At 35.5% G+C, this 21,401-nt stretch carries 19 protein-coding genes and 1 rRNA gene; 9 read left to right on the forward strand and 11 right to left on the reverse strand.

What is annotated here, in order from left to right; genetic code table 11:
- Window positions 1-88 precede the first annotated feature (88 nt).
- The 3 genes from N4T20_RS16370 to N4T20_RS16380 all read right to left on the reverse strand — a co-directional run bounded on the left by N4T20_RS16370 (window position 89) and on the right by N4T20_RS16380 (window position 3,195).
- A 16S ribosomal RNA gene (locus tag N4T20_RS16370) occupies window positions 89-1,602 on the reverse strand.
- Between the two features lie 206 nt (window positions 1,603-1,808).
- Window positions 1,809-2,057: a hypothetical protein gene (locus N4T20_RS16375; protein WP_260670191.1), complete on the reverse strand. Its 249-nt coding sequence runs from the start codon at window positions 2,055-2,057 to the stop codon at window positions 1,809-1,811.
- A gap of 457 nt (window positions 2,058-2,514) precedes the next feature.
- Window positions 2,515-3,195, reverse strand: a complete 681-nt coding sequence (locus tag N4T20_RS16380; protein ID WP_260670192.1) for a DUF4294 domain-containing protein — start codon at window positions 3,193-3,195, stop codon at window positions 2,515-2,517.
- 81 nt (window positions 3,196-3,276) lie between these two features.
- On the opposite strand from N4T20_RS16380, the gene N4T20_RS16385 reads away from it, so the two are divergent.
- From N4T20_RS16385 to N4T20_RS16415, 7 genes are all read left to right on the forward strand, one after another.
- Window positions 3,277-4,365: a M42 family metallopeptidase gene (locus N4T20_RS16385; protein ID WP_260670193.1), complete on the forward strand. Its 1,089-nt coding sequence runs from the start codon at window positions 3,277-3,279 to the stop codon at window positions 4,363-4,365.
- A 63-nt stretch (window positions 4,366-4,428) separates the two neighbouring features.
- Window positions 4,429-5,109, forward strand: a complete 681-nt coding sequence (locus N4T20_RS16390; RefSeq protein ID WP_260670194.1) for a response regulator transcription factor — start codon at window positions 4,429-4,431, stop codon at window positions 5,107-5,109.
- Window positions 5,106-6,467, forward strand: a complete 1,362-nt coding sequence (locus N4T20_RS16395; RefSeq protein ID WP_260670195.1) for a sensor histidine kinase — start codon at window positions 5,106-5,108, stop codon at window positions 6,465-6,467. Before N4T20_RS16390 ends, N4T20_RS16395 begins: the two co-directional genes overlap by 4 nt.
- An 84-nt stretch (window positions 6,468-6,551) precedes the next feature.
- On the forward strand, window positions 6,552-7,799 hold the full coding sequence (locus N4T20_RS16400) for a TolC family protein (RefSeq protein WP_260670196.1): 1,248 nt from the start codon (window positions 6,552-6,554) through the stop codon (window positions 7,797-7,799).
- Between the two features lie 12 nt (window positions 7,800-7,811).
- Window positions 7,812-8,897: an efflux RND transporter periplasmic adaptor subunit gene (locus tag N4T20_RS16405; protein WP_260670197.1), complete on the forward strand. Its 1,086-nt coding sequence runs from the start codon at window positions 7,812-7,814 to the stop codon at window positions 8,895-8,897.
- 5 nt (window positions 8,898-8,902) lie between these two features.
- Complete coding sequence (locus N4T20_RS16410; protein WP_260670198.1) at window positions 8,903-10,168, forward strand: carbohydrate porin; 1,266 nt, start codon at window positions 8,903-8,905, stop codon at window positions 10,166-10,168.
- 85 nt (window positions 10,169-10,253) lie between these two features.
- Window positions 10,254-13,352: an efflux RND transporter permease subunit gene (locus tag N4T20_RS16415; protein WP_260670199.1), complete on the forward strand. Its 3,099-nt coding sequence runs from the start codon at window positions 10,254-10,256 to the stop codon at window positions 13,350-13,352.
- 161 nt (window positions 13,353-13,513) lie between these two features.
- Here the strand turns inward: N4T20_RS16415 and N4T20_RS16420 are convergent, their stop codons facing one another.
- Window positions 13,514-13,894 (reverse strand): ankyrin repeat domain-containing protein, encoded by a 381-nt coding sequence (locus tag N4T20_RS16420; RefSeq protein WP_260670200.1) that lies wholly within the window; start codon window positions 13,892-13,894, stop codon window positions 13,514-13,516.
- 386 nt (window positions 13,895-14,280) lie between these two features.
- Here N4T20_RS16420 and N4T20_RS16425 point away from each other — a divergent pair, with 386 nt between their 5' ends.
- Window positions 14,281-14,823 (forward strand): SRPBCC family protein, encoded by a 543-nt coding sequence (locus N4T20_RS16425; RefSeq protein WP_260670201.1) that lies wholly within the window; start codon window positions 14,281-14,283, stop codon window positions 14,821-14,823.
- Between the two features lie 72 nt (window positions 14,824-14,895).
- On the opposite strand, the gene N4T20_RS16430 is transcribed toward N4T20_RS16425, so the two are convergent.
- The 7 genes from N4T20_RS16430 to N4T20_RS16460 form a co-directional block, all read right to left on the reverse strand.
- A complete protein-coding gene (locus N4T20_RS16430) occupies window positions 14,896-15,276 on the reverse strand; it encodes an ankyrin repeat domain-containing protein (protein ID WP_260670202.1) in 381 nt (126 codons plus the stop codon).
- A gap of 300 nt (window positions 15,277-15,576) precedes the next feature.
- The gene (locus tag N4T20_RS16435; protein ID WP_260670203.1) at window positions 15,577-16,530 is read right to left on the reverse strand and encodes a phosphoribosylaminoimidazolesuccinocarboxamide synthase; all 954 of its coding nucleotides are present in this window, start codon (window positions 16,528-16,530) and stop codon (window positions 15,577-15,579) included.
- 90 nt (window positions 16,531-16,620) lie between these two features.
- Window positions 16,621-17,214 carry a hypothetical protein gene (locus N4T20_RS16440; protein ID WP_260670204.1) on the reverse strand — a complete coding sequence of 198 codons (594 nt, stop codon included), beginning with the start codon at window positions 17,212-17,214 and terminating at the stop codon, window positions 16,621-16,623.
- 110 nt (window positions 17,215-17,324) lie between these two features.
- Window positions 17,325-18,155, reverse strand: coding sequence for a Cof-type HAD-IIB family hydrolase (locus N4T20_RS16445; protein ID WP_260670205.1), 831 nt, complete (start codon window positions 18,153-18,155; stop codon window positions 17,325-17,327).
- 138 nt (window positions 18,156-18,293) lie between these two features.
- On the reverse strand, window positions 18,294-18,656 hold the full coding sequence (locus N4T20_RS16450) for a DUF1801 domain-containing protein (protein ID WP_260670206.1): 363 nt from the start codon (window positions 18,654-18,656) through the stop codon (window positions 18,294-18,296).
- 1 nt (window position 18,657) lies between these two features.
- Window positions 18,658-19,155 carry a hypothetical protein gene (locus N4T20_RS16455; RefSeq protein ID WP_260670207.1) on the reverse strand — a complete coding sequence of 166 codons (498 nt, stop codon included), beginning with the start codon at window positions 19,153-19,155 and terminating at the stop codon, window positions 18,658-18,660.
- Between the two features lie 134 nt (window positions 19,156-19,289).
- The gene (locus N4T20_RS16460) at window positions 19,290-20,240 is read right to left on the reverse strand and encodes a PhoH family protein (RefSeq protein WP_008469028.1); all 951 of its coding nucleotides are present in this window, start codon (window positions 20,238-20,240) and stop codon (window positions 19,290-19,292) included.
- A 262-nt stretch (window positions 20,241-20,502) separates the two neighbouring features.
- Between N4T20_RS16460 and N4T20_RS16465 the strand changes: the two genes are divergently transcribed.
- Window positions 20,503-21,330, forward strand: a complete 828-nt coding sequence (locus N4T20_RS16465) for an S-adenosyl-l-methionine hydroxide adenosyltransferase family protein (protein WP_260670208.1) — start codon at window positions 20,503-20,505, stop codon at window positions 21,328-21,330.
- Window positions 21,331-21,401 lie beyond the last annotated feature (71 nt).

Below are 21,401 nucleotides of genomic sequence, written 5' to 3' on the forward strand. Positions count from 1 at the left end.
AAGAGTAATGCAATTTCAAGATCCAAAACCTGCAGTCTTGGCATCCCATTTCCCAAACGTGCCTTCCGGCTAACATTTCAGGCTCTAGAAAGGAGGTGTTCCAGCCGCACCTTCCGGTACGGCTACCTTGTTACGACTTAGCCCTAGTTACCAGTTTTACCCTAGGCAGCTCCTTGCGGTCACCGACTTCAGGCACCCCCAGCTTCCATGGCTTGACGGGCGGTGTGTACAAGGCCCGGGAACGTATTCACCGGATCATGGCTGATATCCGATTACTAGCGATTCCAGCTTCACGGAGTCGAGTTGCAGACTCCGATCCGAACTGTGACCGGCTTTATAGATTCGCTCCCCCTCGCGAGGTGGCTGCTCTCTGTACCGGCCATTGTAGCACGTGTGTAGCCCAAGGCGTAAGGGCCGTGATGATTTGACGTCATCCCCACCTTCCTCACAGTTTGCACTGGCAGTCTTGTTAGAGTTCCCGACATCACTCGCTGGCAACTAACAACAGGGGTTGCGCTCGTTATAGGACTTAACCTGACACCTCACGGCACGAGCTGACGACAACCATGCAGCACCTTGTAAACTGTCTTGCGAAAGATCTGTTTCCAAATCGGTCAGTCTGCATTTAAGCCTTGGTAAGGTTCCTCGCGTATCATCGAATTAAACCACATGCTCCACCGCTTGTGCGGGCCCCCGTCAATTCCTTTGAGTTTCAAACTTGCGTTCGTACTCCCCAGGTGGGATACTTATCACTTTCGCTTAGCCACTGATGTTGCCACCAACAGCTAGTATCCATCGTTTACGGCGTGGACTACCAGGGTATCTAATCCTGTTCGCTACCCACGCTTTCGTCCATCAGCGTCAATCCACCGGTAGTAACCTGCCTTCGCAATTGGTATTCCATGTAATCTCTAAGCATTTCACCGCTACACTACATATTCTAGTTACTTCCCAGTAATTCAAGTCCAGCAGTATCAATGGCCGTTCCACCGTTGAGCGATGGGCTTTCACCACTGACTTACAAGACCGCCTACAGACCCTTTAAACCCAATGATTCCGGATAACGCTTGGATCCTCCGTATTACCGCGGCTGCTGGCACGGAGTTAGCCGATCCTTATTCTTACGGTACCGTCAAGCTCCTACACGTAGGAGTGTTTCTTCCCGTACAAAAGCAGTTTACAATCCATAGGACCGTCATCCTGCACGCGGCATGGCTGGTTCAGACTTGCGTCCATTGACCAATATTCCTCACTGCTGCCTCCCGTAGGAGTCTGGTCCGTGTCTCAGTACCAGTGTGGGGGATCTCCCTCTCAGGACCCCTACCCATCGTAGCCTTGGTAAGCCGTTACCTTACCAACTAGCTAATGGGACGCATGCTCATCTTCCACCGTTGTGACTTTAATCATATCCCGATGCCGGAACATGATGCTATGAGGTATTAATCCAAATTTCTCTGGGCTATCCCTCTGTGGAAGGCAGATTGCATACGCGTTACGCACCCGTGCGCCGGTCTCTGCCGATAAATCGGCATACCCCTCGACTTGCATGTGTTAAGCCTGCCGCTAGCGTTCATCCTGAGCCAGGATCAAACTCTTCATCGTATATTTTAATATTATATTATCGATGCCTTTCCTATCGGTTCTTTTCGAATCTCTCGATTCCATTACTCTTATTCTTTTGTTGTCTTATCTTTAAGATAAGACGGCTGTCAATTCAATATGTCTACGAACGTTGTTTCTTCTGTCTTCGCTTGTGTTTCAAAGCGGGTGCAAAACTAAAAATTCTTTTTGTTTCCTGCAAGAAAAATTTAAAAAATTTTTGAAGCTTTTTTTTCGCTTCCCTTTTCCAATTTCCCTTCCGATCTTTCAATGGACTTTCCGCGTTTTGCGGGGTGCAAATGTAAAAAGCTTTTTCTTTTCCCGCAAGCTTTTTCCAATCTTTTTTTTCGAAAATCTCTTTTCGCTGATCTTCTCAAGCTGCCGGAATTTCTAAGAGCGTTTTTCGCCGTTGCGGGTGCAAAAGTAGCGCCTTTTTCCGCTTTTCCAACTCTTTTCAACGATTATTTTAAATCTTTTTTCCGCTTTTTTCCTAACGCACTGATAACATCTTGTTTACGTTTCGGAGTTTTTTTATTCTGCGTAAGTATTTTCTGGATATCTCCTCCAATTGGGGCGTTTCGCCGCAAAGGCGCTAAGGCGCGAAAGCCGTTTTTCCCGCCTTTTAGGCCCTAAAGGCGCCAAGCTTTTCTCTTCTTTCTCCTCAAAACCGGAGGCCATAGCCCCGACAGCCCCGAAGCCTCGGGAGAAATCCTTCTGCTTTTTTATTTAAAAAGCGGAAGATTGGAGCCGATAGCGGGAAACAGCTCCCGATTATATTTAAAACCGCAAATCCAAATAGCTTCGGCTCCGATCGGCCTGGCAAAACATACTTATATTGTATACGCATAAAAAAAAAAAGACCCGACAGGTTTTGAAAACCTGTCGGGTTGTTATACTATATATATATGTATGAAATTATTTTGTATTAAGTTCTTTTGCTTTTAGCTGCCATTTTTCTGCGAGGTCTTCGTAATCTACAGGATTGGCAGGTTTTTGGTTTACCAATCGGCCAGATTCAAATGCTCTTACTAAGATTGTTTCTATTAAGTAGTCTTCGTTTACATCATAGGGTTTATACTCTTCTTTCAAACTTATATCAAATAAGTTGGCTGTTGTATTTGAAACAAAGGCTTTGAATCCGCTTTTTAGAGTTTTAATTAACTCGTACGTTGTAATTCCTGTTTGACGATGAATCAGTTTTACTAAAATCTGCCCTTGTTTTCGGGATAGCTTTTTAAGCCTTTCTTCAAATTCATTATTCAAGTAATCTTCTACAATCTTAAAATACTTCTTTTTTTCACGACTTGTTTTTAAACGAGCCATTCCATTATTCAAAGCTGTTAATCTTTCGGCGGCTAACTTTGCATAAGGATACACTTTATAGACTCTGTTTTGAAGAATTTGAAATTGTTTCATTTCTTCAGGGCTCATCTTCTTCCCTTTTGAAATAATTATTTCGGGTAGCTGAATGGTATCACCTAAAATAGAATCTTTTTCTGTTAATATGTATCCCATCTGTTCGTTCTCTTTTGGAGTGACTTGGGCTTTAGAAGAAAAACAAATTAATACTATAAATAAAAAGGTGGTTAGTCTCATCGAATCATAATTTAAGTGTAAAATTATATATTTATACACAACTCTGATACCAAATTTATATTTTAGCAAAAAAATATTTTTATGAGTACGCAATCTATCTTAAATGATACTTCTATTGCTTTCTTAGAAAGCTATCTAAATAATGCATCTCCAACAGGTTATGAAAGTGAGGGGCAAAAACTCTGGATGAATTATTTAAAACCTTATGTTGACACATTTATCACAGATACTTATGGAACGGCTGTTGGGGTAATTAATCCCGATGCTCCTTATAAAGTTGTAATTGAGGGGCACGCAGATGAAATTTCTTGGTATGTAAACTATATTACAGAAGATGGTTTAATTTATGTAATACGAAATGGCGGTTCTGATCATCAGATTGCTCCTTCAAAAAGAGTTAATATTCATACTAAAAATGGCATTGTGAAAGGTGTTTTTGGGTGGCCTGCAATTCATACTCGTTTGCGCGATAAGGAAGAGGTTCCAAAACTGAGCAATATCTTTATTGATTTAGGTTGTGAAAACAAAGAGCAAGTTGAGGCGTTGGGTGTTCATGTGGGCTGTGTGATTACATATCCTGACGAATTTATGATTTTGAATGAGAACAAGTTTGTCTGCCGCGCTATCGATAACAGAATGGGCGGTTTTATGATTGCTGAAGTTGCACGATTATTAAAAGAAAATAATAAAAAGCTTCCTTTTGGCTTATATATAGTAAATTCTGTACAGGAGGAAATTGGTCTTAGGGGTGCCGAAATGATCGCGCACCGTATAAAACCAAATGTGGCTATTGTGACTGATGTTTGCCACGACACCACTACTCCAATGATTGATAAAAAAGTTGAAGGCGATCTTAAAATGGGTAAAGGTCCTGTTATTGGTTATTCGCCTGCAATTCAGAATAAATTGCGTGATTTGATTGTGGATACTGCTGAGGAAAATAAAATTCCGTTTCAAAGGCACGCAACTTCTCGCGCAACGGGTACGGATACCGATGCTTTTGCGTATAGCAATGGCGGTGTTCCTTCTGCGTTGATCTCGCTTCCGTTACGATATATGCACACTACGGTAGAAATGGTTCATAAGGATGATGTTGAAAATGTGATTCAGCTTATTTATGAAACTTTATTAAAAATTGAGAACAACGACACTTTTTCTTATTTTAAATAATATACTTTTAATGTAAATCCGATTTGGTGACTAAAGTCGGATTTACAAATTTTAAAACCAGACATGAAAATATTACTGCTCGAAGACGATTTTACTTTATCAAAAGAGATCTCGGCATTCTTTACTTCAAAGGAATTCGAGTGTGTTCCTTATTATGATGGTTCTTTGCTTTTGAAAAAATACTTTCCGTACGAATATGATCTGATTGTTCTGGATATAAATGTTCCTGGTGCAAATGGAATTGATGTTTGCAAAGGCATTCGCGAAACAGACAAAAAAACACCTATTATAATGCTTACGGCTTTCAGTGAAATTGAAGATAAATTGTCTTCTTTTGATAATGGTGCCGATGATTATCTGGTAAAGCCTTTTCATTTTGAAGAATTATACGCGCGAGTACAATCTCTTCTTCGAAGAAAAGAAGTTCCTCAGCAAACAGAAAGTAAAATCACTATTAAAGATTTAGAAATATTTGGAGAAGACATGAAAGTTTTTAGGGCTGGCGAAGAAATTAAGCTTACTCCAAAAGAATTCAAATTAATCCTAATATTGGCTCATGCCAAAGGAAAAGTGCTTTCTAAACAATTTATAGCCGAAAAGCTTTGGGATTATCATATTGAAACCAATCAGAATACTATTGAGGTTTATATTAATTTTTTAAGAAAGAAAATTGATAAAGACCACGACATTAAACTTCTCCGAACTAAAGTAGGTTACGGATATTATCTAAGCGATCAGGAATGACATTAAAAAATCGAATATCACTTTTAGTCAGTTTGCTGTTTACCATCCTTTTTGGGTTGGCCTCTACGGTGATATTCATTTTGTATTCCAATTACCGAAAAGAAGAATTTCGCGACCGACTAGAAATCAAAGCTTTATCTAATATTAAGTTATTGGTTAATGTGAAACAGGTCGACAATCAGCTTTTGAAAATAATAGACCAAAATTCTATAAATAAACTGTATGATGAAAAGACTTTGGTTTTTGATTCTAATTATAAACTGATTTACAGCAGTATTGATGACGCAAAAATCAACTGGTCTGTTGATGATTTGAAATATTTGAAAAAGAATAAAACCTTTTTTAAACAACAGGGCGATTATGAAGTCTACGGTGTTTTTTATGATACTAATGCCAAAGATTTTTATGCTTTAATATCGGCTACAGATAATTATGGCAAAAAGAAATTGCTTTTCTTGCGCTATACATTAGTCATTTCGTATATCTTTTTTACTACAATCTGCTGGCTGCTTACATCATTTATGGTTAGAAAAGCTATGAATCCGCTTCTTGACTTCCATCAGAAAATAAAAAATATAAATGAGAACAACTTAGATACGAGAATTGAATCTAAAAGCACTAAAAATGAAATTGATCTAATTGCTGACGAATTTAATTTTATGATGGACCGTATTGAGCTATCGTACCAAAAGCAAAAGGAATTTACTGCTCATGCCTCGCATGAACTCAGAACACCGCTTTCTAGAATGACTTCTCAGATAGAAAATGCTTTGACCGAACCAGAACTTCAGCCAAAAAACAAGTCTTTTTTAAATTCGATTTTAGATGATGTCAATCATTTGAGCGAGCTGATAAATTCTTTGCTTATCCTTTCAAAAATTGACAATCGAAAGGCAGATCATCATGAAGTGCAAAGAATTGATGAAATTTTATTTTCTGCTATCGAAAAAATCAACAAAACTTTTCCTGATTTCGTTATTCTTTTTGAAATGGAAGAAAGCGAGGATTTAGATACAGCTTTGGAAGTAAAAGGAAATAAAAATCTGTTAGAAATAGCCTTAACCAATATTCTAAAAAATGCCTGTGTTTATTCAGACAATAAACAGGCAAAAGTAAAAATAAGCACCGACCATCATCATCTCATTATTTCTGTATCCAATACAGGAGAAACTTTAAATAAAGAAGAGCAAAAGAATCTTTTTCAACCTTTTATGCGCGGCCGCAATTCAAAAGGAACCTCTGGTTTTGGGCTTGGCTTACGAATTGTGCAACGCATTCTTACATTACATAAAGCAAACATAATTTACTCAACTCCAAATATTAACACGAATTTATTTCAATTATTTTTTAGTTTGTAAACAATTTTAAGCTATTTTTAAGGTAGATTTTAAGCTCTCTTAAAGCCTGTTGATAGCATATTTGTACAACTTAAAGATGATACAATGAAAAAGTTATTCGCATTGCTGTTATTTGCACTTTTAAATCAAGCCGCAATAGCACAAAAAACAGTCACCCTGCAAGACTGTGAAAGCCAATTTTTAAAGAAAAATCTATTTTTACTGGCATCTCAGTATAATATTGATGCCGCAAAAGCACTCACAATTCAGGCTCGCATATGGGACAATCCCACGATAACGGCAGAATTGAATGCTTACAATCCTGAAAGGGACAAGTTTTTTGATATTGGCAAAGATGGTCAAAAAGTTTTTAGCATCGAACAGCTTATTTATCTTGGCGGAAAGAAACGCAATGAGGTTAAACTTGCTCAAGCCAATACGCAATTGGCAGAATTACAGTTTAATGATGTCTTGCGCACTTTAAAATTGCAATTGCGCAAAAGCTTCTACACGGTTTACTATAACACCAAGAATCTTGAAAACACAGACAAGCAATTGGCTCACATCGAAAACTTAATTAATTCTTATTCTGTTCAGGCTCAAAAGGGAAATATTCCTTTAAAAGATGTTGTTCGTTTGCAATCGCTGTATTTAAACTTTAAAAACGAACGTCTGGAAGTTGTAAACAATAATATAGAAGAACAGGCCAATTTAAAACTGCTTCTAAACGAAACTGAAAATGTAATTCCTGCTGTAAGCAAAGATGATTCGAACAAATACTTAAAAATAATTGATTTTGATCTTAAAAGCTTTGAAGAACAAGCTATTGCCAACCGACCTGATTATTTAGCCAAGCAAAAAGAAATTGATGCTAATGAACTAAATGTAAAATGGCAGAAATCGCTTTCGGTTCCAGATATTACTTTAGGCGCTAATTATGATCAGCGAAGCGGCGCTTTTAATAATGAAGCCAATGTGAGCATTGGGATTCCGCTTCCTTTATGGAATAAGAATAAGGGAAATATTAAATATGCACAAACCATTTTGGAACAGTCTAAAATTGAAAAGCAAAATTTTGAGTTGCAGCTGCAAACCGAAATCACTTCGGCATGGACCAAATGGGACGAATCGAGACAAAACTACAGCGTAATAAAACCAACTGTAAATTCGGATTTTGAAGCGGTTTATAACGGAATGCTGACCAATTTCCAAAAACGAAATGTAAGTCTCTTGGAATTTACCGATTTTATGGAAAGCTACAATCAAGCGATAATTCAGTTAAACGAATTAAAGAAAAAAGTAGTAATCGCAGGCGAAGAATTAAATAGTACCATCAACAAAGATTTATTTTAAAAAAATACAGAAATGAAACATATATTATTCATCGGAATCGCATTAGCAGGCTTATCTCTTACGAGCTGCAAAAAAGAAGTTGAAAATCCTGAGACAAATACCTCTTTTGTTTTGAGCGATACTATGCTAAAAAGCACTACAACTGCGGTAGCGATAACACAGCCCTTAAAAAACGAGCTTAGTTTTTATGGAAAAATCACTGCTGACAATAATAAAATGATTGACGTTTATCCGTTGGTTGGCGGAAATGTAATGAATGTAAATGTTGAACTTGGCGACTATGTTAAAAAAGGACAGGTTTTGGCAACTATAAAAAGTACCGATGTGGCCGACTTTGAAAAACAATCTATCGATGCCAAAAGTGATTTGCTTGTAGCCAAAAACAATTTGAAAGTAGCACAAGAACTGTTTGATGGAAAACTAAATTCTGAAAGTGATGTTCTTCAGGCGAAATCTGAAGTCAATAAAGCGCAGTCTCAATTAAGCAAAATTCAAGAAACGTATAAAATTTATAATATCAAAGCGGGTTCTATTTACGAAGTAACTGCTCCAATAAGCGGTTTTATTATTCAGAAGAGTATCAATCAGGATATGCTTTTGAGAAATGACCGTTCAGAAAATATATTTGATATTGCAGAAATTAGTGAAGTTTGGGCAATGGCCAACATTAATGAAATTGATATTAATAAAGTAAAACTAGGAACGAGCGCTACCGTAACCACTTTAAGCTATCCTGATAAAGCATTTTACGGAAAAGTCGATAAAATCTACAACGTAATTGATCCTGAAACTAAAGCAATGCAGGCAAGAATAAAATTGAGCAATCCTGACTATATGCTTAAACCTGATATGAATGCTAATATTAAATTATCTTTTAGCGAAAACCAATCTATGATAGCCATACCTAGTAAAGCTATTGTATTTGATAAAAGCAAAAACTTTGTCATGATATTTAAAGATCGTAACAATATTGAAACCAGACAAGTAGACGTATATAGAGTTGTGGGAGACACAACTTATATTTCTAGCGGGTTAAAAGAAAACGAAAAAGTCATTACCAATAATCAGTTATTTATTTACCGTGCATTAAATGAATAAATGAAATGGATAAGCCTATAAACATATTGACTTTTGCAACGTTGCTTGTCTCTGCATTTTCATTTTCGCAAGAAACCGATTCGATACGAAAATACAGTCTGAGATTTCAAATGACGTCTATATATCAATATCATCCAAATTTCCAAGCCGATTATTCAGGAACAAACAGTATGGACCCGAAAGAAGAAGGCGCTTTGTCTTTAACGTCAACCTTATTTTTTGATCTTCCTCTTTGGAAAGGAGCTACAGCCACTTTCAATCCAGAAATGTCAGGCGGGCAAGGTTTATCGCAGGCCAGAGGATTAGGAGGTTTTCCTAATGGAGAAACATTTAGAATTGGAGATACAAAACCCGTCGTTTATGTAGCAAGAATGCTTTTGGAGCAAAAATTTCAGTTTAAAAACAACAAATCGCTGCAATTGGTTTTTGGGAAATTTGGCTTATCAGACTATTTCGATAATAATGCCTATTCTCATGATCCAAGAACTCAATTTTTAAACTGGTCTCTTATGACTTATGGCGCTTGGGATTATGCTGCGAACACTAGAGGATATACGGATGGATTGTATGTCAATTATCAATTTGACAGCTGGCAGATTAGGGCGTGCTTAAGTGCCTTGCCTACATACGCAAATGGTCCAAATGTTGAGTTTAATTTTAAAGATTCTAATGCTATAAATGTAGAAATTGAAAAGCAGATTGTTTTCAGTAACAATGATACAAGCAATATAAAATTATTAGGATTTCGAAATGTTGCAGGAATGGGTAATTACGATGAAGCAAATTCTAGTTTTACCACGATTCCCGATATCAAAAGCACCAGAAAAGATGGCCGTACAAAATACGGAATCGGTTTAAATATGGATTATACACATGGTGACAACTGGGGACTTTTTGCCAGAATGAGCTATAATGACGGTAAAAATGAAACATGGGCTTTTACAGAAATTGATCAATCGGCACAGTTAGGAATCAATTTGAAAGGAAAAATGTGGAACCGAAAAGATGATTTTGCTGGCGTTGCTTTAGTTGCCAACGGATTATCGAACCCGCATAAAGAATATCAAAGATTGGGCGGAAACGGATTTATGATTGGTGATGGAACCTTAAATTATGGAATAGAGCAAATTGTAGAAGTTTTTTATTCCTTTTTAATTCCTAATTCTAAAATCACACTTTCTCCAGATTATCAGTTTGCGATGAATCCAGCTTATAACAAAGACAGAGGTCCTGTCCAGTTTTTAGCCTTACGCTTTCATACAGAGTTTTAATACTGGGAATACCAATAAAATATTGATGCTTTAAACGAAGCATTGTAATTAAAATAAAAATTCATCATTAAAAATACTTTTAAAAATGAACAAATTCATAAGAAACATTATTGCTTTTTCCCTTAAGAATAAAGCGTTTACCTTTTTCTGGGTGGGATTGTTGGCTGTTGCAGGATTTATTTCGTTCAAAAATATGCCAATTGACGCGTTTCCAGATGTTACCAATACGCAGATCATCATCATTACGCAATGGAACGGAAAAAGTGCCGAAGAAGTAGAGCGATTCGTTACCTCTCCTATTGAGATTGCAATGAACTCTGTACAGAAAAAAACAAGCGTTCGAAGCATAACGATGTTTGGTTTATCGGTTATAAAAATCATCTTTGATGACGGCGTAGACGATACTTTTGCCCGTTTTCAGGTAAATAATCTTCTGAAAAATGTTTCGCTCCCAGATGAAGTAGAACCTGATGTACAGCCACCTTATGGGCCAACAGGCGAAATTTTCAGATACATTGTAAAGAGTGACAGCAGAGACAGCAGGGAGTTATTGACTTACCAAAATTGGGTTATCGATAAACAGCTTCGTTCTCTTCCAGGTGTTGCCGATTTAAATGTTTTTGGAGGTCAGACTAAAACTTATGAAGTTGGTGTTGATCCGATCAAATTGGCAAAATACAATATTACTCCGCTTCAAGTTTATAATGCTGTAAATTCTGGAAACCTAAATGTTGGCGGTGATGTTATTGAGAAAAACGGACAGGCATTTGTTGTTCGCGGTGTCGGTTTATTAAAGTCAAAAGATGATATTGGAAATATTATTGTTGATGATGCCGCAGGAAATCCAATATTAGTTAAAAACTTAGCTGATGTTTACGAAAGTTCAATGCCAAGAGTTGGCCAAACGGGTATTGGAAAAAATGATGATGCAGTTGAAGGAATCGTCGTAATGCGTAAAGGTGAAAATCCTCAGGAAACGCTGGCTTTAATCAAAGCCAAAATTAAAGACCTTAACGATAATGTGCTTCCAAAAGACATTAAAATTGAGACATTTTACGATCGTGATAATTTGATGAATTTTACGACCGAAACGGTAATGCACAATTTATTTGAAGGTATAATTCTGGTTACCTGTGTCGTATTTCTTTTTATGGCTGACTGGAGAACTACTTTTACCGTTTCAATTGTTATTCCTCTTTCTTTATTATTTGCCTTTTTATGCCTTAAAATGATGGGAATGAGTGCCAACTTATTAAGTTTAGGCGCGGTCGATTTCGGAATTATAATTGATGGAGCCGTGGTAATGGTTGAAGGTTTGTTTGTGGTTTTAGATCATCGAGCGCATCAATTGGGCATGGAGAAATTTAATAAAATTGCCAAAGGAAGCCTGATCAAGAAAACGGGAACAGAAATGGGTAAAGCTATTTTCTTTTCAAAACTTATCATTATCACCGCCTTGCTTCCAATTTTCTCTTTCCAAAAAGTAGAAGGAAAAATGTTCTCTCCCCTAGCCTTTACCTTAGGTTTTGCCTTATTAGGAGCGCTTATTTTTACTTTGACTCTAGTTCCGGTTCTTTCGCATATTTTATTAAACAAAAATGTAAAAGAGAAGCACAATCCGTTTGTAAGCTTCTGGGATAGAATTGTAAGCAAAGGATTCAAATGGACATTCAAGCATAAAGTGCAAACTTTAATTGCATCAATAGGATTATTGGCCGCGGTTTTCTTTTCTGCAGGTTTCTTAGGGACAGAATTTTTGCCTCAGTTAAACGAAGGCGCCTTATGGGTTACAGCAGAATTGCCTATGAGCACTTCGCTTCCTGAAAGTGTTAAAACGGCAGCAATGATTAGAAAAGATTTGGAAACTTTTCCTGAGGTCAAGCAGGTTTTATCTCAAACTGGACGAAGCAATGACGGAACCGACCCAAACGGTTTTGGGTTTATCCAGCTTCAAGTTGACTTACTTCCAAAAAAAGAATGGAAACGTAAAATTTCGATGGATGACCTGATTAATGAAATGGATGACAAACTGAAAGTTCATCAAGGAATTACGTATAATTATTCGCAGCCGGTAATTGATAACGTTGCAGAATCGGTGGCTGGATTTAAAGCTTCAAATGCTGTAAAAATTTATGGAGATGATTTGAATAAATTAGATCAGCTGGCAAATGAAGTTTTAGCTCAAATTAAAAATATTCCAGGTATAAAAGACGTTGGGATTTTACGAAATGTTGGACAGCCTGAAATCAGCGTCATCTTGGATCGTGAAAAAATGGCTGCTTACGGAGTAACTTTAAGCGATGCTCAGGCCGTTTTAGAATTGGCTTTCGGAGGAAAAACAGCAACTGAAAAGTACGAAGATGAAAAGAAATTTGATGTTCGCGTTCGTTTTTCTAAAGAATACCGAAAAGATGAAAAAGATTTGGAGGAAATTAAAGTTCCAACCATCAGCGGAATCAAAATTCCTTTGAAAGAAATCTGTGACATTAAAACCATAACCGGTCCGGCATTTATTTACAGAGATAATACCAAACGTTTTATTGGCGTAAAATTCTCTGTTCGTGATCGCGATTTAGGAAGCACCATTGCCGAAGCACAACAAAAAGTGAATCAGCTGAAACTTCCTGCTGGCTATACCACAGGATGGACTGGAGAATTTGAAAATCAGGTTCGTGCGAGTGCGCGTCTTGCTCAAGTTGTGCCTATCAGTTTAATTGGAATATTTGTATTGCTATTCATTCTATTTGGAAATTTCAAAGATTCTCTTCTTGTTTTGGCTAATGTTCCTTTTGCTATTATTGGTGGAATTATTGCCCTACACGTGACGGGAATGAATTTCGGAATTTCTGCCGGAGTTGGTTTTATAGCCCTTCTCGGAATCTGTATTCAAAATGGAGTTATTCTGATTTCTGAGTTCCATCATAATTTAAAGGCGAAGCACTCGCTGGAAGAATCCATTTTTAGAGGAGTAAAAGCTAGAACAAGAGCCGTGGTTATGACAGCGCTGATGGCTTCGATCGGGTTAATGCCTGCTGCAATATCTACAGGAATCGGATCAGAATCTCAAAAACCGCTTGCGATTGTTATTATTGGAGGGCTTATGACAGCGACGGTTCTGACATTATTAGTGTTTCCAATCTTGTTCTGGATATTCAACAGAAAAAAACACGTGCCAATAGAATAGCACTAAAAATATTTAGTTTTAAATCAATTTGTTGGGATTTAAAAAGAAGAAGCATCATTCTCGTAATGATGCTTTTTTGCTTTAAAGAAGAAAATTAAAAGCAAAAAAAAATGGCCTTTTGCTCAGAAAGGCCATTTTACTAACTCAAAACTTTTAAACTGTTATTTCAAATCTTTCAAAAGCGAAGCAGCTTCTGAAGCATTTGAAAGTTCTGCATATTTTAATGCAGTATATCCTCTGTCATTTTTGGTATTTGGTTTTGCTCCATTTGCCAATAAAACTTTAATGATTTCACATTTATTGTAGCGCGCTGCGATCATCAAAGGTGTAAGATCTTCAGACATTTGGTTTACATCTGCACCGTACTCGATAAATTTCTTAACAGTTTCAAGATCTCCTTTACTAATTGCAACATTCAAAGGGTTTGCTGCATAACCTGTGTACTCAACTGGATTTTTTGTAGTTGAAATTGTGTTTGAAGCCATTGCTACATTTCCAAATGTTACTAAGGCTAGTCCTAAATAAATAACTGATTTTTTCATAATGATTGATGTTTATTAAATGATTGATGATGATTTTAATTTGATGATGTAAAGGTAAATTATTTTATTGTATTATGTATAACAAAGTACCATGTTTTAACCAATTCTTAACAGTTACTTAATAAAACGATAATCAAAGCTCCCTAACGTTACCAAATTATTGATTTTACTATAATAGACTACAGAAAACAGAAAATGTTACAATAAATCTTATTTTTTTTTTATCCTTTAAAAAATCACGACTTACAAACACATGATTTATTTTTCTAAATTTACTATACCATTATAAATCAAAAGAATAGTCTATTACTATTCAAGTCCAGTAATTACAAGCTTTTCAGAAAAAAGATTAACCAAAAAAGTAATAACCATAAAAACAAACAGTCATGATTTTTATTAAAAGAATTCTCGTCATTTTAATTTTATTTATTTCAATTGTTTTAATTGCGGCTTATTTTATGCCTAAAGAATATTCGGTAGAAAGAGAAATAACCATCAACAAACCTGCTGATAGCATTTTTAAATATGTTAAGTCCTTAAAAAATCAAAATGAATTTAGCGTGTGGGCCAACATGGACCCGAAAATGAAAGTTCAATATAGAGGAGTTGATGGCATGGTAGGTTCTGTTTCTTCTTGGGAAAGCGATGTAAAAGAAGTTGGCGTTGGCGAGCAGGAAATTACCAAAATAACAGAAAACAGACGTTTGGATTTTGCGCTCCGTTTTAAAAAACCGATGGAAGATACCGCAGCCGGATTTATGTCTACAGAACCTGTTTCTGGCAATCAGACAAAAGTAAAATGGGGAATTAGCGGTGTAATTCCTTATCCAACAAACATTATGCTTCCAATGCTAAAAATGGATCAAATGATTGGAAATGATTTACAGAAAGGCCTAGAAAATTTAAAAACTATAATAGAGCAGAAATAAAACTGTTCTTTAAAATAAAAAAAGCATCATTCTTCTAAAAAATGATGCTTTTCTCTTTTGCTTTAGAAAGTTTTATCTCAGTCCTTTTAAAATCTCTGCGGACTCTGTAGATTTTGCATATCGCGCATAATCCAATGCTGTAAGTCCATGAGCGTTTTCTATCGAAGGCTTAGCCCCATTTGCCAATAAAATTTTTACAATTTCGACATTATTAAAACGTGCTGCCAGCATTAAAGGCGTCATATTTCGCACAATTTTATTTACGTCTGCGCCATACTCAATGCTTTTCTTGACAGTTTCAATATCTCCATTGCATACAGCCGCGTGCAAAGGCGATGCGAAATCAAAAAGAATTTCAAGTTGTTTTTTACTTTCTAGCTTCGGACTAGAAGCTGCCGCAAAATTTACAAATACGGCCAAAGCCGTTCCGAAAACGATTACTGTTTTTTTCATGATTGATTGATTGATTGTTTAATGATTAATGATTGTGATGATTACTTGTTAGACGCTCATTACCCATAAAACGTTGCATCAAAAATGAAAAAAATGATATTTTTTTTAAAACACAATAAAAAAAACGCAATCAGAAAAACTGAATTGCGCTTTTTGAATCATTAAATCAATACTTTTTTAGCCTGAGTTTTTTTTCTTAAAACTCTGTTCCAAAACAAAATGCCCTGCTAGTAGGTTTTACAGCAGGGTATTTTTAATTTTATTTTCAAAGTTTAAATAATTAGTTTAAACCCTAAATTATTATTTTGAAGAAAGGTAATTTAATACGTTTTTTTCAATACGTTGATCAATATTGTCAATATCAGCTTTAACAAATTTTTCTCCTAAAATATTTTCGTACAATTCGATATATCTTTCCGAAACTGACTCAATATATTCATCTGTCATATTTGGAATCTGCTGTCCTTCTTTACCTTGAAAACCGTTTTCGATCAGCCAGCGGCGAACAAACTCTTTTGACAATTGTTTTTGCTCCTCTCCTTTTTCTTGTCTTTCTGCATATCCGTCAGCATAGAAGTAGCGAGAAGAATCTGGCGTATGAATTTCGTCAATTAGAACAATAACACCCTCTTTTGTTTTTCCAAACTCATATTTAGTATCCACTAAAATCAATCCGCGTTTTGCAGCAATTTCAGTTCCTCTTTGAAATAAAGCTCTGGTATATTTTTCTAAAACCAAATAATCTTCTTCAGAAACAATTCCTTTAGCCAGAATATCTTCGCGAGAAATATCTTCGTCATGAGAACCGTTATCTGCTTTTGTAGTTGGCGTAATAATTGGTTCCGGAAATTTATCGTTTTCCTTTAAACCCTCCGCCATTGCAACACCGCAAATTTGTTTTCTTCCTGCAGCATACTCACGAGCGGCGTGGCCAGATAAATAGCCACGAATAACCATTTCTACTTTAAAAGGCTCGCATAAATGCCCAACAGCCACATTTGGATCTGGAGTAGCAATCAGCCAGTTTGGAACGATATCTTGCGTCAATTCCATAAATTTTGTTGCAATCTGGTTTAAGATTTGTCCTTTGTATGGAATTCCTTTTGGCAAAACTACATCAAAAGCCGAAAGTCTATCGGTAGCTACCATTACTAAAAGTTGGTCGTTAATATTGTAAACTTCTCTAACTTTTCCGCGGTAAACTGATTTTTGGTTCGGGAAATTAAAATTTGTAGTTGTGATTGTATTACTCATTATCCTTTTGGTTGTGTTGTTTTTAATGAATGCAAATTTAAAACTATTTGACAGAGCAAACAAAGAAAATATCACTTCAATTTTAGCGAATTATTTAAAGCTTAAAATTCCTTTGCCAAAAGATTTTATCGAATCGTCTAAACTTGCCAATGTGGTATCGTTCAGCTTTTTATAATCTTCAGACTGTACGATTAAAATTTGTCCTTCATTATGTGCTGGCGCATTTGGCACAAAGATTACAGCTTTTCCGTCCTCTCCTTCTTCAATTAAATGTGCGGGCTGCCAAAAATGTCCATTTTTAAATAAAACGGGCAAATCTGTAACTGGTTTTGGCGTATGATTTCTTTTTAAAAGTTTTTCTTCAGCTTCCTTCTTATTTTTTTCATACCCCGGCAAAAAGATCATCAGCTTCTCGTCTACCCAATTGGTAAATCTTTTTAAAATAGATAAACGCATCAAAAAACCGCTTAAATAAATTAAAACCACCAAAATCATTCCGCCTACAATATCGGTCGCGTATTTTCCTAATATCAAATCCAAACGCAGAAAGTGCGCAAATTTTTCTCCATAATTCTGAAAGAACTTCCAGACTTTTCCCAACAAAATAAAAAAAACTAAAAGCGGTAATAAAACCAATGCCCCCGAAATCAAGTTTCGTTCAGCTTGAAGTAGAAATTTTTTCATGGTTGTGTAATTAAGGTTAAAAAATAAGAGCTAACTCTCTGTGAATTAGCTCTTATAAAAATAACTATTATTTACTATTCAGCAATAAACTAAATATAAAATACTCTTAATTAAGTTGTTGCAAATTCTTTATCTAAAATTTTAGATGCAATATATTTTGCGACACCATCTTCGGCATTTGTTTTAATGACTTCTAAATTAGGCAAAGCTTCTTTAAAAATTGATGGAGCATTACCCATGATTAATCCTCTTCCGGTTGAAGAAAGCATTTGCAAATCATTGAAACCGTCCCCAAAAGAAACTGCTTCATCCAAAGTAAAACCTTCTTTTTCTAACACTTTTGCAATTGCAACTGCTTTATCTACAGATTTATCCATAAATTCTAAGCAAGTTGGCAAGCTGAAAGCATGATGCAGGTGTTCTGAAGAATTGGCCAAAACAGCATCTCTAACTTTTACCAATTTTTCATGATTGTCACAAGAAAAGAAAATCTTGATTGCTTTAAAATCTTCAATTGTTTTATAGTCCACCAATTCCGGACGGTATTTTAACTCGGCTTGAAAAGAGTTTAATCTTTCGTTCCATTTATTGGTCTGCCAAACATTTTCCTTGAATAATACAACCGTAACATCTGGATCGATTTCTATATTTAATGCCGCTTTAACCACATCGCTGTCTAAATTGAAAGCAAAAAGTTCTTCTTTATTAGGCGAATGGATTCTTCCTCCGTTGGAACTTACAAGATAAACCGGCACTGCAAGCGTGTCTATAATGGACAATGCGTCAAGATGATGACGCCCTGTAGCTACAACAATCAAATAGCCTTGATTATGAAGTTCTTGAAAAACTGACTTGGTATATTCTGAAATTCTGTGTTGCGGGTTTAGTAAAGTTCCGTCAAGATCACTTACTACCGCTTTTATATTTTTAAGTTTTGTCATATTAATTGTCAAATTCGATGGTATGCAAATTTACGGTTTTAAGCTCGTTTAGACAAAGATTAGAAGCTTTGAAAGCCAAAATTGAGGTAAGTTTATTATTTATTTAACTATTCGGTTAAATATTGCTATATAAACAATTTAAATCTTAACAATTCCCGTTTTATATAAATTTATAGCCTTTTGAATTATCGCTTTAATACGTTCCAAAGGCAAATCTTCATTAATATCAAACATCATAATTTTCATTCTCGAACGATTTTCTTGAATCAAAAAAGCTTCATCAAAATGTTTTCCTTCTACAATTCCGATATAAGGCTGTTTTAGTTTTTTATGAATCCATAAATAGCAGAACATTTTTCCTTTATAAGAAAAGAACGGCATTCCGTACTTTAAGGTATTTGTAATGTCATGATCTTGCTTTAGAATGATTTCTTTTAATGCCAGAAATACTTCTTTTATAGGTTCTTCTTGATTTAGGTAAAAATCGTCTAGTTGGTTCATTTTAATAATTTCTTCTTATTTTTTTGGTATGAGCGTACACTAATTTTAATGTATCGTAACCTGGACAATTAGAGCTGGCTTTAAATTTATAAACTAATGAATCTTTTTTAATATAAAATCTTTCTTTCGAAAAAATTAAAAAATCAGTAGTTTGGCTTGGCATACAATTTGGAATAGTCAACGTATCTTTTCTTCTATTTTCTCCAAATTTTATACATCTCGCATACGGAAACATTCTATAACACGTATCACTACTGGTACTATTTAACTCAATAGAATCTCCCGCTTGCCTCCATTTTCCTTTGGATATTACTCTCCAATCGCAACCAGCTCCATTATAAGAAAAAGTGCTGTCTTTATTTATTTTTAATACATTTTTACTTGGCACAATGTATTCTGTATCATACCAAATTCCAACAAATTTATTTACTGGTATTTCTTTTTTTTTACATGAAAAAAAAGAAATAAAAATTAAAAGACCTAAAATTCTTAGCATCATTGATTCTTAAATTATATAATGGCAAAAAAAATATTCGTTTTGTATCTTTTATATAAAAACATACAAAACGAATATTAATAAATGTTAAAACACAATTCACGATTTACATTTAACATTTCACTAAAAATTTATAATTAATCGTGGTTTTCTATTTGCTTGTAAGCATCGATTACCTTTTTAACTAATCTGTGGCGAACGATATCTTTATCATCCAGATAAATAATTCCGATGCCTTCAATATCTTTTAGAACCAAAAGCGCTTCTTTAAGGCCTGAAATGGTTCTTCGCGGCAAATCGACCTGCCCTGGATCGCCAGTAATCATGAATTTGGCATTTTTTCCCATACGGGTCAAAAACATTTTCATTTGCGAGTGTGTGGTATTCTGAGCCTCGTCGAGAATTACAAAAGCATTGTCAAGAGTTCGTCCGCGCATGAAGGCTAAAGGGGCAATCTGAATAATTCCTTTCAAGATATAATCTTCGAGTTTTTCATTCGGAATCATATCACGCAATGCATCGTAAAGCGGCTGCATATAAGGGTCCAGCTTTTCTTTCATATCACCTGGCAAGAAACCTAGGTTCTCTCCAGCTTCAACAGCAGGACGCGTCAGGATGATTCTTTTTACTTCTTTATCCTTCAGCATTTTTACAGCCATTGCAACTCCTGTATAGGTTTTTCCTGTTCCGGCAGGACCTACTGCAAAAACCATATCGTTTTTTTTAACCGTATCGACCAGCAACTGCTGATTTGGAGTCATTGCCTTAACAATCTTACCGCCAACACCATGAACTAAGATTTTGTCATGATCGTAAGCTCTCTTTTCATCCTGACCATCACTCATTATTACACGCTCTATTACATTGTCATCAATATTGTTGTAACGTGTAAAGTGAAGCATTAATCTTTGAAATCTTTTTTCGAATTCGTCTAAAACTTCTTTTTCGCCAAATGCCTTTAAAGTTGTCCCTCGCGCTACGATTTTAAGCTTTGGGTAATACTTTTTAATGATTTCTAAATGGCTGTCCTGTGCGCCCCAAAATTCTTTTGGCGCAATGTCTACTAGCTCGATTATTCTTTCGTTCAAATGAAGTAGTTTTAAATTAAAATAATTCCTTTTAATATTTAGTGGTTGTCGGGTCTTTCTTAAGCCACAATACCTTGTTGCACTTTTTAGCTTCTTTCTTAAAACTTAAATCAGTGTTTCTGAATATTGTAACAGGCAAATACTTTAAAAAACACAATTTGTCTTTTCTTTCTTTCAATTTGTGTTTACTATTATTAGCTTTGCATTTCTCAAATTTAATGAAAATTAGATTCAAATACTATCAATAGTTATAAACAAAAATATGTCAATAATTACCCTTACTACAGACTACGGCTTAAAAGATCACTTTGTGGGGTCGCTGAAGGGTAAAATACTTTCTGAAAATCCAGAGGTTCAAATCATTGACATTTCTCATGACATTGATCCCTTTAATACTGCCGAGGCAAGTTATATTATTGGGGCAGCTTATTTGAGCTTTCCAAAAGGAACCGTGCACCTGATTGGTGTAGATATTGAACGCAATAAAGAGAATCAGCATATTGCCATGCAATGGAACGACCATTACTTTATTTGTGCCGATAATGGAATCTTAAGTATGCTGACGCAAAAAATTGTTCCGCAAAAAATTGTGGCCATTAACATTCACGATCGTTTCCCGATTGAAGCTACAGATTTGGATATTTTTATTCAGGTTGCTTCTCATTTGTCAAAAGGCGGTTTGCTTAATGTTATCGGAAAAGAAATTTCGTCTATTAAAGAAGCTACCGAATTGCAAGCTCTCGTAGCCGATGACGGAAATTCTATAAAAGGCAATATCATTTACATCGATCATTTTGGAAACGTAGTAACGAATATTTCTAAAAAACAATTCTTAGAAATTTCACGCGGACGTCCGTACGAAATTGTGATGAATCCAAAAAGCATAAAAACAATTCTGCCAAATTATTCGGCTATTGCTACTTCAGACAAATATCCGATTAAAACTTATGAGGGCGAGAAACTGGCGATTTTTAATGAGGCTGGATTCTTAGAAATCGCAATTTTTAGAAGCAATCCTTCTAAAGTGGGTTCTGCAAATAGTTTGTTGGGATTGAATTATCGTGATGTGATTACGATTAAATTCTCCTAAATTAATTTATTTTTTTGCTCGCAGATTTTGCTGATTGAGCAGATTTATTTTTTTCATTATAAATATAGCCC

This window comes from Flavobacterium sp. TR2, assembly GCF_025252405.1.
In the GTDB taxonomy this organism is placed as follows: domain Bacteria; phylum Bacteroidota; class Bacteroidia; order Flavobacteriales; family Flavobacteriaceae; genus Flavobacterium.

Bases quoted from the DNA above. Each gene is read 5' to 3' on its own strand.
- N4T20_RS16380 (WP_260670192.1), bottom strand. From the start codon at position 3,195: ATGAGACTAACCACCTTTTTATTTATAGTATTAATTTGTTTTTCTTCT.
- N4T20_RS16385 (WP_260670193.1), top strand. From the start codon at position 3,277: ATGAGTACGCAATCTATCTTAAATGATACTTCTATTGCTTTCTTAGAA.
- N4T20_RS16390 (WP_260670194.1), top strand. From the start codon at position 4,429: ATGAAAATATTACTGCTCGAAGACGATTTTACTTTATCAAAAGAGATC.
- N4T20_RS16395 (WP_260670195.1), top strand. From the start codon at position 5,106: ATGACATTAAAAAATCGAATATCACTTTTAGTCAGTTTGCTGTTTACC.
- N4T20_RS16400 (WP_260670196.1), top strand. From the start codon at position 6,552: ATGAAAAAGTTATTCGCATTGCTGTTATTTGCACTTTTAAATCAAGCC.
- N4T20_RS16405 (WP_260670197.1), top strand. From the start codon at position 7,812: ATGAAACATATATTATTCATCGGAATCGCATTAGCAGGCTTATCTCTT.
- N4T20_RS16410 (WP_260670198.1), top strand. From the start codon at position 8,903: ATGGATAAGCCTATAAACATATTGACTTTTGCAACGTTGCTTGTCTCT.
- N4T20_RS16415 (WP_260670199.1), top strand. From the start codon at position 10,254: ATGAACAAATTCATAAGAAACATTATTGCTTTTTCCCTTAAGAATAAA.
- N4T20_RS16420 (WP_260670200.1), bottom strand. From the start codon at position 13,894: ATGAAAAAATCAGTTATTTATTTAGGACTAGCCTTAGTAACATTTGGA.
- N4T20_RS16425 (WP_260670201.1), top strand. From the start codon at position 14,281: ATGATTTTTATTAAAAGAATTCTCGTCATTTTAATTTTATTTATTTCA.
- N4T20_RS16430 (WP_260670202.1), bottom strand. From the start codon at position 15,276: ATGAAAAAAACAGTAATCGTTTTCGGAACGGCTTTGGCCGTATTTGTA.
- N4T20_RS16435 (WP_260670203.1), bottom strand. From the start codon at position 16,530: ATGAGTAATACAATCACAACTACAAATTTTAATTTCCCGAACCAAAAA.
- N4T20_RS16440 (WP_260670204.1), bottom strand. From the start codon at position 17,214: ATGAAAAAATTTCTACTTCAAGCTGAACGAAACTTGATTTCGGGGGCA.
- N4T20_RS16445 (WP_260670205.1), bottom strand. From the start codon at position 18,155: ATGACAAAACTTAAAAATATAAAAGCGGTAGTAAGTGATCTTGACGGA.
- N4T20_RS16450 (WP_260670206.1), bottom strand. From the start codon at position 18,656: ATGAACCAACTAGACGATTTTTACCTAAATCAAGAAGAACCTATAAAA.
- N4T20_RS16455 (WP_260670207.1), bottom strand. From the start codon at position 19,155: ATGATGCTAAGAATTTTAGGTCTTTTAATTTTTATTTCTTTTTTTTCA.
- N4T20_RS16465 (WP_260670208.1), top strand. From the start codon at position 20,503: ATGTCAATAATTACCCTTACTACAGACTACGGCTTAAAAGATCACTTT.